Source organism: Paenibacillus sp. N3.4, assembly GCF_008017805.1.
Taxonomy (GTDB): domain Bacteria; phylum Bacillota; class Bacilli; order Paenibacillales; family NBRC-103111; genus Paenibacillus_E.
Genome location: NZ_VRTT01000121.1, coordinates 1 through 12,777 on the forward strand (window position 1 = coordinate 1; position 12,777 = coordinate 12,777).

Below are 12,777 nucleotides of genomic sequence, written 5' to 3' on the forward strand. Positions count from 1 at the left end.
CTTCCCTTCCGTAACGCGGAAAATCAGCTTTACAGCTCAACTTTTCGTCCATTCTCTCCCCTTCCTCCGCTGTAAGCACGTTTTCCGTGCTTACAGCGCCGCTGACCAGCCTCTCCCCTTCCGTAACGCGGAAAATCAGCTTTATCGTTCCAGACATGCCGATTTCGCGGAGACATCTATGGCGAAATTAGCAGGTTAACTGCATCCACTCACTCGTCCTCCAAAGGGGAAGTGGCAAGCCGCGCGGGAAGGAAGTTGGAGTAGGGCATATAACCAAGTGTATATTGCCACTGAAGTGAAGATAACAAAGCTTCGTAGAGGGGAGGACGCTGAAAGACAACCCCTAATTTGTTCAAGCAAGTGGACAAGTCCCCCTCGCAGGGATAGATTGTCTCAGAGCTTCAGCCTTAGGATTTCTCCACCAGTTGCCTGTCAGTTACGAGGCAACACTTGGCTCTTAGCTTGATTGATCTTTTATCCAGTTGTACCTTGCTTCGTCGTACGCATGCACAAAAAAAGCTGTAAGAGATTTTTTTCTCTTACAGCCATTACCTAACCTTTATTATTCGATTATTAACGCATAAACGATCCCAGGTCCATGGACGCCGATGGTCAAATCGTTTTCGATATCCGCGGAACGGCTCGGTCCCGAAATGAAATGAATCCCCGCCGGTCGGTCTTTCATTGATAGCTCGTCGAAAGGTCGCAGTACTTCACCGAGCTTTGATTTTAGACGGTCAACCGGTATGATCGCGATGAACGTCGTTGGCAGCAGGCTGACGCTCCGACCTCTGGTGGCATCGGAAGTGACAACCAGCGAGCCTGTGTAAGCGACTGCGTGTTCGACAGCAACGATGCCAATATCAGCGCCTGCTGCCTTCGCGACGAGCTCGTCTTTGCCCTCGCTGCTCGCTGCAGCCGAGTTCCACACTGTGATCTCCGTATCCGTCTGCGCAAGCCCGGCACGCAGCTCCTCCAACTCAGGCTGATCCTGCATGATCAAGTGCTTCGCCTGTGTTTCCGTGATGAAGTTCTCGATGAAGGCTTGAGCTCCAGCCATCCCCGTAAGACGCTTCGTGTGGCCTCCCGCCTTCTGCCAGTTCGACATAAACAATTGAATGCGTTCTTCAAGGGGAAGGTTCACTTCCCCCCAGAATTCAGGAGCCCCCTTCATGCTGTGCTGGGGAGCGTTGACCATAGGCTTCGTTCTGCCTAAACGAGTTGCGATATTCGTAAAGAAGGCTTCTTGATCCTTGAGCGCATCCTCATGGAGTCTCTGAAGAAATGCTGCATCTGATTTAGCCATAATGATGTCCTCCTCCCTCTTTGCGATCCGCGATAAGCTTCTCCATACGAGCCTTCATATCCATATTAAGCTCAGGCAACGTTCCTTCCAGGCCTTGTTCAATCGCCTTCCAAGACTCACGGAATGTCTTCTTCGCGATGCTTGGTGCATACCGATAACTATTCCACCCTTTTAACGGGCCAATTTTCGCTTTAATGTGTCCGTCTCGTACCAATAATTTCTGTCCGATACGTCCTATTTTAATCAACGCCTTCACGCGCTTGGCATCGGACATTAAGAAATTAAAGCCTTTCATGCCGGCCTTTTCCACGAAGTCCGTTGCCCCTCGTTCTACTTTGCGCTGTCGTAAATAAATCAGCATATCATGCAGTGGAATCTTCACGGGACAAGCCTCATAGCAGGCGCCGCATAGGCTGGATGCGCTGGCAATGTCGTCCCATTGGTCGACATTTTTATTCAAAGCAGGCGTCAGCACAGCGCCGATCGGGCCGCTATATACACCGCCATAGGCATGTCCGCCGATATGCCGGTAAACGGGACACGCATTCAGGCAAGCCCCACAGCGAATACAGTTCAGCAGCTCTTGGAACTGCGGGTCACCAAGCTGCAGGGAGCGGCCGTTATCCAGGATGATCACATGCATCTCTTCCGGTCCATCCCCGTCACGCTCACGCTGCGGTCCTGAAATGACAGACATGTACACGGTTAGCTTTTGACCTGTAGCTGAACGCGGCAGCAGCGTGGCCATCACTTCGAGGTCGTCCAGCGTTGGAACAATCCGCTCCATGCCCATGTACGTAATTTGCGTCTTAGGAATTGTGCTGACCATCCGCGCATTCCCTTCATTTTCAAAAAGAACAATAGAACCCGTCTCCGCAATAGCAAAGTTGCAGCCCGTCATGCCGATATCGGCTTCAAGGAATTTCTCACGCAGCTTGCGTCGCACATAGCCCGCTAGGATTCCTGTATCCGGTGCCAGCTCCTCGCCCGCATCCTCTGAAAGCAGCTCAGCGATCTGATAGCGGTTTTTATGAATCGCCGGAATAATAATATGAGAAGGGGTTTCTCCCGCCAATTGAATAATATATTCGCCAAGATCCGTCTCTATAGCTTCCACGCCGATTTCTTCCAAGGCATGGTTAATGTGCAATTCCTCCGACACCATGGACTTGGATTTGACGACGCTTCTAGCCCTCTTATGCTCGGCAATTTGCTTCGTCAATCGCACCGCGTCTGCAGCATCCGCCGCGAAGTGGACGTGAACGCCCTGAGCTCTCGCATTTTCCACAAATCGGCCTAAATAATAGTCTAAGTGGGCAATCGTATGCAGTCGAATTTGCCGCCCCCGTTCGCGCCACTCTTCCCAATTCCCATGCTCTTCCGTAGCCGCCAGCTTCCCGTTCTTCAGTCTTTCGGTAGTGAACTTAACAGCATTTCGAAGGAAATCATTGTTCAGCGCAACTTTCGATCTATCCTTTACCGTTCCGGTTGCTTTATGTTCGCTCATGCGCCAGCTTCACTCCCTCTGCAAGCAATTCGGCAAGATGCATGACCTTCACAGGCTTGCCCCGATAGGATAAATTGCCAGCAATATTCATTAAACAGCCCATGTCCAGTCCGACCAGCACTTCCGCTTCCGTTTCTAAAACGTGATCCGATTTCTCCGACACCATAGCCCCGGAAATATCACACATTTTCACGGCAAAGGTACCGCCAAAGCCGCAGCAATCCTCGGCATGAGGAAGCGGCACTAGCTGTAAATCACGGATGTTTTTCATCAACTGCATCGGTTCTTCCTTCACGCCCAGTAATCGACTGCCGTGACAAGAAGGATGATAGGTTACTTTGTGGGGAAATACGGCGCCAAGATCAGTAACACCTAATACTTGAACAAGAAACTGCGTAAATTCATATGTTTTTTCTACTAAGCGGTTGGCCTTAGCTAGTTTAGTAGGATCATTTTCAAATAATTTCGGATAATAATGATGAATCATACTTGTGCAAGAGCCTGAAGGAGAAATGACAAAATCACTGTCTTCAAATGCTTCAAGCAGCGTCAGCGCTGAGCCCCTGGCCTCTTCCCAATAACCGCTGTTAAAGGCAGGCTGCCCACAGCACGTTTGCACCTGCGGAAAGTCCAGCTTTACCCCATATCCGGAGAGCAACTGAACCATAGCCTCCCCAACTTTGGGATATACAAGGTCGCTTAAGCAAGTAATAAACAAAGAAACTTTCATGATGCGGCTAACTCCCTTCCTTCATCGTCCCTCCTTAGAGGTGTTCAGTTATACAAAAAACCATCCTCAGTACTAGGAACAACATACTGGTGATGGAAGGAACGATGTTCATAAACCTTTATCTAATTGGAGGACGTGCACACCTTTTTCGCGAATGCGATCTACATCATCCTTGTTCGTTTGTCCATCTGTAATCAGATGTTGAATTTCGGACCAGCCCGCTACTTGCGTCAAGGACTGCATGCCAAATTTACTATGGTCAGCAAGCAGATAGGTCTCATCAGCAATGCTGATCATTTGTGTTTAATAAGCGCTTGAAGTTCATTCGACTCACTGATTCCTCGCTGCATATGAACCCCTTTGCAGGATAAAAACAGCTTATGGGCGTGATACATATCCAATGATCTTTCTGCCAGTGGTCCTACGTAAGACAACGATTTGGGAGACAACAAGCCTCCGGTGGAAATCACCTGTATCTTCTCTTTCGTGCTCACCTCAAGGGCCACTTTCATCGAATTCGTGATGATCGTCAGCGGCATGTCGGGAATGATTCGTGCCATATACCAAGCCGTCGTACTCGCATCCAAAATAATGCGGTCATGCTCACGGATATGAGACACCGCTTCCTTCGCAATGCTGTTCTTGAAATCCGCATAGGCGGTTTCCCTTTCCATGAAAGGGACTTCCGTCTGAGCTTCCTTCACGCTCACCGCACCGCCATGGCTGCGCATAAGCTTGCCTTCGCTCTCTAACCGATCCAAATCGCGGCGAATCGTTTCTTCCGTTACCTGACACAGTTCACTAAGCTCCGTGACACGGATGCTTCCTCTTTCATTCACCAACTGAACGATTCTCTGCCATCTTTCTGCTACCAGCATCGTCTTCCCTCATTTCACGGTCAATCGGGACGCCACCTGACAAAATGTTACGTACGCTTCCTGCCAACCTGCACGATCCTCTGGGATGTACGTTTTGACGGGAAACGAGTTCCGAATCAGCTTTCTGGCTTCGCGTAAATTCGCGATATACCCTAGTGCTATCCATTGTACTACAAGGTTTCCTAAGGCACTACCCTCTACAGGACCCGCCCAAACCTCACGTTGGGTAGCGTTTGACGTAAATTGACACAGCAGTTCATTCTGAATGCCGCCACCTACGATGTGAAGGCCTTTGAACGATTTCCCTGAAAGCTGTTCCGTCCGCTCCAGAATAAAACGATACTTCAATGCTAAGCTTTCCATGACACAACGAATGATTTCGCCCTCCGTTTGAGGAATCGCTTGATTCGTGTCTCGACAGTATTGCTGCACTTGCTTAGGCATATGAACGGGATTCAAAAACATATCATCATCGGGATCGATAAACGATTGGAAAGGCATCGCTTTCTCAGCGAGCTTAACCAGCTCGGCAAAACTGCTGTTCTTGCCTTCTTTATCCCACGTACGCTTACATTCCTGAATCAACCATAAGCCCATAATGTTCTTCAGCAAACGATTGGTGCCATAAACGCCACCTTCATTCGTGAAATTCCAAGCCAAAGCCTGCTCGCTTAATACAGGTTCCTTTGTTTCCGTTCCTAAAAGCGACCATGTACCGCAGCTTAAGAAGGCGAAATCTTCCTCCAGTGCGGGAACCGCAACAACCGCCGAGGCGGTGTCGTGTTCACCGACAGCGATGACAGGAATCGCAGCAACGTCCAGTTCCTCACAAATCTCTTTCGTTAATGCCCCTACCCTCGTTCCCGAGAGAACAGGAGTCAGCAATAAATCGCCAGGAAGCGCTAGTTTTTCCAACAATTCCGAGTCCCATGTCTGTGTGGTTGCGTTCAATAGCTGTGTTGTCGTGGCATTCGTATATTCGCTGTGTTTTTCCTCGGTCAAGAAGTATCTCAGTAAATCCGGAATCATCAAAAGCGTATCGGCTTGCTCCAAGAGTGCCGGATTTCTTTCTTTTATCGCATATAATTGAAAAATAGAATTGAATTGCAGGAATTGAAGCCCTGTTTTGGCATAAAGCTTCTCACGACCGACGATGTCAATGACTTTCTCCATCACACCATCCGTTTGATGGTCCCGATAATGATACGGGTTGCCAAGAAGCTCGCCGTTCGCTGCCAGAAGCCCGAAATCTACTGCCCAGGAATCAATCGCTAGACTTTCAATATCTGTATAGCCCAGATGTTTGGTCTGTAAAATACCTTGTTTAATTTCATGAAACAATCTCAAAATATCCCAATGAAGGTGGTTGCCCACCTTCACCGGATCATTCGAAAAGCGGTGAATTTCCTCAATCGTCACTTGGCCCGTTTCAGAATCAAGGCGTCCGACGATGGCTCTGCCGCTGCTTGCTCCCAAATCAAAGGCCAGAACGCTCGATGATTGACTCACCAGCTGGCACCGCCCTTGCCGCGAGCGTTAATCGCCTCGTCGTAGCCGCTTTCCAAATAGGCTTTCATCGGGTCTACAGGAACGCCAATCTCTTCACGAACCGCCTGCAGCAGCGGAGCAACGTCGAATTCAAACGCTTTGCGCACCGCATCTTCCGCACCTAACACATCTTGACGCTCTTGCGCTTCTCTCACTTCGTCCAGATTGATGAGCAAAGCTTTGGCATACTGGGTTTGAACATTCAACACGGAACGCAGCATAGCCGGAATTTTTCTTTCGATGTTATGGCTTTGATCGATCATATAAGCGATATTGTCAGACGCTTGTCGAATTTGTGGATTCTTATCATTCGCAGCATCAATGATTTGATAGAAAATCAGGAACAGCTCGTAGGGATTCACGGAGCCAACGATCAGATCATCGTCGCCATATTTACGGGAGTTGAAATGGAAGCCGCCGAGCTTATTTTCATCCAACAAGTACGTGACGATATGCTCGATGTTCGTTCCTTGCGGATGGTGACCCGTATCTACAAGCACTTCTGCTTGAGGGCCCAATTTGTTCGCCAAATTGAAAGCCATTCCCCAGTCTGCCAGATCCGTATGATAGAAAGCAGGCTCATAAAATTTGTACTCGATCAGCATCCGCATGCTTGGCGTCATCGCTTCGTACATTTCCTTGAGCGCTTCGTACATCCAAGTTTTGCGTGCGCGAATGTCCACTTGACCTGGATAATTCGAGCCATCGGCGAACCAGAGGCTAAACACATCAGAACCAACTGTTTTTGCGATATCTACACACTCTAGTAAATGGTCCGTCGCTTTGCGGCGAATCGCTGCGTTGGAATTCGTTACACTGCCAAATATATAATCATCTTCTTGGAAAAGATTCGGGTTCACCGCACCGATAGAAACGCCAAGATCTGTAGCATGCTGTTTCAGCTTCGCGTAATCCTCCACTTTATCCCATGGAATATGGATGGCAACGGATGGACACGCGCCAGTCAACTTGTGTACTTGGGCCGCATCCTCGAATTTCTCGAAAGGATTTCGTGGCACGCCGTTTTGTTTGTACACCTTGAAGCGTGTACCCGAATCTCCGTACCCCCATGAAGGGGTTTCGATTTTCAGTGCTTTCAGCTTGGCTTTAACGACGGCCAAATCAATGCCTCGATTAGATTGCTGTTCTTCAAACAGCGCAAATGCCTTATCGCTCATCGGAATATATCCTCCTATTATGTGTCTAAGTGACTAGCGCGTGAAAGCAGCAGGAACGCCGCCATCCACAGTGAGCATACAACCTGTCGTTTTTTCCGCTTTGGAAGATGCGAAGTAAACGATCGCTTCAGCAACGTCTTTCGGGAAAATGTTCACGAGCAGCGTAGTTCTTTTGCGGTAGTGTTCTTCCAATTGGTCCGGTTCAATCCCGTAAGCCGCTGCTCTTTCATTACGCCAGCCGGAATTCCAAATCGCGGAACCTTGGAGGATCGCATCAGGCAATACCGAGTTAACGCGAATGCCATATTCGCCGCCCTCAGCAGCGATACAACGTGCTAAATGAATTTCAGCTGCTTTCGCCGTGGAATATGCGGAAGCGTTTTTACCTGCAAATACCGAGTTTTTCGAACCTACGAACACCATGCTGCCGCCAACATTTTGTTTTTTCATGATTTTAAAAGCTTCCCTTGCCACTAAGAAATAGCCCGTGGAAAGCACGTTCATGTTCAAATTCCACTCTTTCAGTGATGTTTCGTCAAAAGGGCTTGAAGTTGCAAGACCTGCGTTGTTCACGATGATATCGATTCCGCCGTAGCTAAGGATCGAGTCACGGTAAGCTGCTTCTACTTCTTCTTCTTTCGTTACATCCATTTTAACGGCAATGGCTCTGTTTTCACCATACTGTTCGTTAAGTTCGGCTGCTAATTTTTGAGCGCCTTCAAGGTTAAGATCAGCCAGTACAACATGAGCGCCTTCTTTTAAAAATTGACGAGCCGTTACGCTGCCAATCCCGCCTGCGCCGCCAGTGATGAAAGCAATTTTACGTGAAAATTCAGCTTCGGCCGGAGCTAATGTTAATTTATAAAGTTCAAGAGGCCAGTACTCGACATTAAAAGATTCATTTTCGCTTAAGGAAACGAAAGTTCCAAGAGCTGTAGCGCCTCTCATAACAGAAATCGCGCGGTGGTACAGAGCGCCACTGACTTGTGCGTTGGCCCAGTTTTTCCCTGTGTTGATCATCCCGATTCCCGGAATCAAGATGACGCGAGGAGCGGCTTCATTAATCACGTCACCCTCATTTTTGTTGCGGTCAAAATACGCTTGGTATTCTACTTTGTAAGCAGCAATGCCAGCGTTCAAAGCTTCAATTAAAGAAGCCACATCGCGGGAATTTGGATTCCAGTTAATGTAAAGAGGCTTCATTTTGGTATGAACCAAATGATCCGGGCAAGCCGCACCTACTTGGGATAATACCGCTGCATCTTTACTGTTAACAAACTTCAATACATCGTCTGCGCTGTCTGTCGTAAGAATCATTTTCTTTTCGTTGCTTACCGCTCCGCGAACGATTGGCAGCACTTGCGCCAAAATATCTTTTTGCTCGGCTTCGGAAAGGGACTCGTATTTCGCTCCGCCATATAGCATGCTTTCGTTCACTCGAGCTTCAATGAAGCTTTCTGCTTCTTGAATAATGGCAAGTGTTTTCAGGTAGCTCTCTTCGGACGTTTCACCCCAAGTGACAAGACCATGCTTCTCCATCAGTACAAGCTCAGCCTTCGGGTTGCTTCTTACGCCTTCAGCAATCATTTTGGAAAGTGTAAAACCAGGACGAACATAAGGAACCCATACAAAACGGTCGCCGTAAATTTCTTTAGCCAACTCACGGCCGTTGTGTGCGCAGCAAAGACCGATAATCGCATCCGGATGCGTGTGATCCACGTGTTTGAAAGGCAAAAATGCATGTAAAAGCGTCTCAATGGAAGCACGCGGATGTTTGCTGTCGATCATACAATTAACAAGATAAGCAACCATCTCTTCATCCGACATTTCATCGCGTTCGAACAAAGGACGAATATCTTCCATACGAAGACCTGTGAAATTCTTTGCTTTCATCGTAGCAAGGTCAGAACCGCTGCCTTTTACCCACATGACTTCCACATCGCGTCCGCGGAAATCTTTTTCAATGGTTTTATACGATGTATTTCCGCCGCCCCAGTTAGCAACGGAACGATCTGTTCCTAATAGATTGGAACGGTACACCAGTTCCTCCACGCCTTTACTTACTGCATTCGCCTTTTCCGCTTGCCATAAATTCGCAACCATAAGTACCCTCCTAATATAGGGATCTTTGAGTGGAGCTCAAAGTCTCTCCGCTTTGGGATCTTTGAGTATAGCTCAAAGTCTCCTCATTTCATCCCATAAATATATGTTTGTTCTTGATGGTTTTATAGTAACATATCTTTGTTTATTTTTGAATAATTATTTTTATTTCTGTTTAAAGGAAAACAAAGATGCTTTTCACTTCTTTTTAGATGAAAGGGAAGTATGAGTATGAATTCAGATATAAACGGACATTCGAATGTGGAAAACGCCTATAAAACCAATTTCTTTGAATTGGTTTTACAAAGCAAAGAAACCCGTCACAAAAGCGACCATGCCCTCGCAGTTTTTAGCGGTTTACGGAATTTTTTTGGGGTGGTAAGCCAACTGCAGCCTTTCTCAGCGTGTGGAACGCTCCCTAAGCTCTCCGCTGTCATCCATTTAGCAGGACTAGTTTAATGAGCGGTCTCGCAGTATAATAAAATTATGCGACGAAGAACGTCCCGCCCCATTCCTTTGCGAATGGAAACGGGGCGTTTTTCTGTCATTGGGGAGGAGCGTTAATGATGAATTTCGAAAAGGCACATGCCTCATTTATCCAGTACCATTTGCAGGCAAGAACAGGAGAACGAAGAGGTCGTCTAGAGCGGGCACCAGGACGCTGAAAAGTTATTTTGCCGCAACATATGGTGGCCACTCCGAGGTGAATTCCGACGTCGCTCATCGACCCGAGCTGTGCGTCACACTGCTGCGCATGGTTCTTAGCCATTATCATTCGGAATCCTCTCGGACGATGCAGGGACTATAGTTGGAGAAAACCTGCAATTGTACATTTTTAAATAACTCGATTTATCCAGCAGTTTATCATTCATGCGAAAATACATGTTTCCATTCACCTATCTCAAATTAGGACAATAAAGCAGCGGAATACCTGTAGATTTGCAAGATTTTCCTACTAAAAAACGATTACAATCGAAAATAACTGCAACTTACAGTTTAAGATCAGCGCTGAACTAAAAAAGCAGCATGCATTAGCCCACAGAGCCACTGATTTGAATCTCAAAAGAGCCTGAACGAATAATCGTTTGAAAGTTAGCATGAACTTCAATTTCGATCAGTTGCGCAGGCAATTTACGAATGATCTTTCATGTGAAGCAATGATTTTTAGTATGATGTGACAGAAAAACAACGAAAAGACCGTTAAAAGCCATTCTACAGGCTAAAAACAGTCCTTTTTCATCTTAGAAAAACATCGAAGTGATCTCACAAGAGTGTGCGTGTTACTTTGGAAATGGCTTAACATGCGCACTTCTAAAACTGAAAGTAGATAAACGAATTTTGCTCGCTTTTATATAACAGAACAAGAATAACCAAGAATAGGGTGTAGATTGCGCCCTCAGCGGTGCTGGAAGCAACCGATGCCACTCTGTAGACACGCGATTGATATTTTTAATAAGAAGGTACTCTAGAATATGTAAGAGAATGAGGCCTGCAATGATGAGCCAAAAAGGTTGTACCCATTGCGGAAAATTAAAAGCTTCGGGAAACTTCAGCATCCTTTTAATTAACGATAAAGCAGCGTGTAAACTTTCTGCGCGAAATAAAACCCATCCTATGCAAGTTAAACCGAAAAATGAAACGATGGAAACTAGCTTATACCACCAGTGCCGATAAAGTCCTTGAAGCCCTGCTTTGCCGAATAAGAACATCCATAGCTTATGTCCGACTAGCAGCCCACCTTGATACATTCCCCAGGCTACAAAGGTCCACTGATTGCCATGCCAAAATCCGGATATCGTCATTGCAATAAATAAATTGGCATACTGGCGAAACTTTCCTGACCGTGACCCACCCAGCGTAATATAAACATAATCTTTGATCCAACTCGATAAAGTGATATGCCAACGTGTCCAAAATTCCGTGGGATTGGTGCTTAAATAAGGGGTTGAAAAATTAGCCGCTAATTTTAATCCAAATAAACAGCCAATGCCAACAGCCATATCACTATATCCCGAAAAGTCAAAATAGATTTGGAATGCGTACAGAATGGAAGCTGTCCACCCCTCAGCCCCATCCAACCATTCCGGATGAGCAAAAAAATCATCGCAATACGGGGCCAGATTATCCGAAATAAACACTTTTTTGATGAGACCCAAGCTAAGAAGAAAAACGCCCATTCTCATATTGCTCATTTGAAATCGTATGGAAGAGAGTCCTTGAATCTGAGGTAAAAATTCTTTGCCTCTCATGATAGGTCCGGCGATCATATGCGCAAAAAACATGATAAACATCCAAAAACGAAGAATCGAAGTTTCCGGCTTTATTTTCTGTTTATACACATCGACTAAGTAAGCAATAAGTTCAAACGTATAAAAGGAAATGCCTAAAGGCAGCACCAAATGCAGCCATTTCGCATCATGGGTTACAAGCGATATGGAAAAAAATCGTTCTATAGCGCGAAATAAAAAGTCCATATACTTGAAAAAAACGAGGTTACCGACAGAAACAATAATCCCCAGCCAAAGAAATAGGGACTTCTTCGAACCTTGCAATCTTTTTGCACATAGAAAGGCAATACTGGAAACTGCGCCAAAAAGAAATAAATATCCAATACCGACAATGGCATAAAAAAGAACATTTGCGATTGTTAGGAGCAAAAGACGCCATTTGGGAAAAATATAAAACAAAATCATACTTAGAAGAAGCAAACAAGCAAACTCCGGCGTGTTAAACATCATTTGTTGTTTTCCTCCTGTGACTCGTATGCATGCCAGACCAAACGCCCCAATTCCCGGTAACCCTCCGGCATTAGATGGGTGTGATCGGTAAACAGTTGATCTGAAATAAGCCCTTCCAAATTTAAATAACCCACTGGCAGTGAAGCCAGATAATGATCGAGCTTCTGCAAATTATCCTGATAACCTGGTTTTTCAATAAAATCCTTCATTAAAGTTTGATTGGTGCCGGTGAGTACAAGGAACGTTTTTTTACTCTTTTGGTGCTCTATGATCTTATTCATAAAATAGATATCCGTATTCTTTGGTGATAAATCGAGCGGTTTGTCGGTAAATGAGCGTTTGATGACATCTTGCTCCAAATAACTTTTTGTTTCTTTTTCATACCAGGGCGCAGATGGCGCCAATGAATCATCGGGAATAGGAAAACTTAACTGACGATCCCATGCATGCGTTATGGTTTGCGCGAGATAATCTTTGTAAGCATAAAGATGGAATTGCGGCAGAATGCGATCCTCGACTTGGGATTTAAATGCTTTGTAGCTCTTAGTCGTAATGGGCTCCTCATTATCATAGATGTCATGAGGCAAAGCTCTACGATACGCTTCAATGTCTTTGACTTTCAAATCATCCATCCACCAAAACAATGCTTTTTCGTACTCGTATCGAGGCAAAAAACTAGCATAACGAACGTTAAAAATAAGATGATCGGTCGAAATACCGAATTCATCTAATTTGAGCAGCATCGCATACATATCCCCGGTCTGAGTCGCCGGCAATGATAAGTTAAAGATA

9 protein-coding genes and 1 pseudogene are annotated in these 12,777 nt (G+C 46.1%); 1 reads left to right on the top strand and 9 read right to left on the bottom strand.

Translation table 11 applies throughout. The annotated features are described in order from the left end of the window. Positions 1-562: 562 nt before the first annotated feature. The 7 genes and pseudogenes from FU659_RS32760 to FU659_RS32790 all read right to left on the bottom strand — a co-directional run bounded on the left by FU659_RS32760 (position 563) and on the right by FU659_RS32790 (position 9,250). Positions 563-1,306: a LutC/YkgG family protein gene (locus tag FU659_RS32760; RefSeq protein ID WP_147951389.1), complete on the bottom strand. Its 744-nt coding sequence runs from the start codon at positions 1,304-1,306 to the stop codon at positions 563-565. After that, positions 1,299-2,813, bottom strand: a complete 1,515-nt coding sequence (locus tag FU659_RS32765) for a LutB/LldF family L-lactate oxidation iron-sulfur protein (protein WP_147951390.1) — start codon at positions 2,811-2,813, stop codon at positions 1,299-1,301. The genes FU659_RS32760 and FU659_RS32765 overlap by 8 nt, the downstream gene beginning before the upstream one ends. Continuing rightward, complete coding sequence (locus FU659_RS32770; protein ID WP_147951391.1) at positions 2,800-3,543, bottom strand: (Fe-S)-binding protein; 744 nt, start codon at positions 3,541-3,543, stop codon at positions 2,800-2,802. Before FU659_RS32770 ends, FU659_RS32765 begins: the two co-directional genes overlap by 14 nt. A 108-nt stretch (positions 3,544-3,651) precedes the next feature. Beyond that, a pseudogene (locus FU659_RS32775) lies at positions 3,652-4,421 on the bottom strand (DeoR/GlpR family DNA-binding transcription regulator). 9 nt (positions 4,422-4,430) lie between these two features. Continuing rightward, entirely contained in the window at positions 4,431-5,933 is a 1,503-nt protein-coding gene (gene rhaB, locus FU659_RS32780) for a rhamnulokinase (RefSeq protein ID WP_147951392.1), read from the bottom strand. Beyond that, positions 5,927-7,147, bottom strand: a complete 1,221-nt coding sequence (gene rhaI / locus FU659_RS32785; protein ID WP_147951393.1) for an L-rhamnose isomerase — start codon at positions 7,145-7,147, stop codon at positions 5,927-5,929. The genes rhaB and rhaI overlap by 7 nt, the downstream gene beginning before the upstream one ends. Positions 7,148-7,180: 33 nt before the next feature. Then, a complete protein-coding gene (locus FU659_RS32790; protein ID WP_147951394.1) occupies positions 7,181-9,250 on the bottom strand; it encodes a bifunctional aldolase/short-chain dehydrogenase in 2,070 nt (689 codons plus the stop codon). 228 nt (positions 9,251-9,478) lie between these two features. Here FU659_RS32790 and FU659_RS32795 point away from each other — a divergent pair, with 228 nt between their 5' ends. Continuing rightward, positions 9,479-9,706 carry a hypothetical protein gene (locus FU659_RS32795; RefSeq protein WP_147951395.1) on the top strand — a complete coding sequence of 76 codons (228 nt, stop codon included), beginning with the start codon at positions 9,479-9,481 and terminating at the stop codon, positions 9,704-9,706. An 821-nt stretch (positions 9,707-10,527) separates the two neighbouring features. On the opposite strand, the gene FU659_RS32800 is transcribed toward FU659_RS32795, so the two are convergent. Further along, positions 10,528-11,985, bottom strand: a complete 1,458-nt coding sequence (locus tag FU659_RS32800) for an MBOAT family O-acyltransferase (protein ID WP_147951396.1) — start codon at positions 11,983-11,985, stop codon at positions 10,528-10,530. Next, on the bottom strand, positions 11,982-12,777 hold a 796-nt coding region (locus FU659_RS36035), incomplete at its 5' end, for a hypothetical protein (protein ID WP_187274553.1). The genes FU659_RS32800 and FU659_RS36035, both read right to left, overlap by 4 nt.

What these genes read in the sequence shown, in the direction of transcription:
- FU659_RS32760 (WP_147951389.1), bottom strand. Translation starts at nt 1,306, where the DNA reads ATGGCTAAATCAGATGCAGCATTTCTTCAGAGACTCCATGAGGATGCG.
- FU659_RS32765 (WP_147951390.1), bottom strand. Translation starts at nt 2,813, where the DNA reads ATGAGCGAACATAAAGCAACCGGAACGGTAAAGGATAGATCGAAAGTT.
- FU659_RS32770 (WP_147951391.1), bottom strand. Translation starts at nt 3,543, where the DNA reads ATGAAAGTTTCTTTGTTTATTACTTGCTTAAGCGACCTTGTATATCCC.
- rhaI (WP_147951393.1), bottom strand. Translation starts at nt 7,147, where the DNA reads ATGAGCGATAAGGCATTTGCGCTGTTTGAAGAACAGCAATCTAATCGA.
- FU659_RS32790 (WP_147951394.1), bottom strand. Translation starts at nt 9,250, where the DNA reads ATGGTTGCGAATTTATGGCAAGCGGAAAAGGCGAATGCAGTAAGTAAA.
- FU659_RS32795 (WP_147951395.1), top strand. Translation starts at nt 9,479, where the DNA reads ATGAATTCAGATATAAACGGACATTCGAATGTGGAAAACGCCTATAAA.
- FU659_RS32800 (WP_147951396.1), bottom strand. Translation starts at nt 11,985, where the DNA reads ATGATGTTTAACACGCCGGAGTTTGCTTGTTTGCTTCTTCTAAGTATG.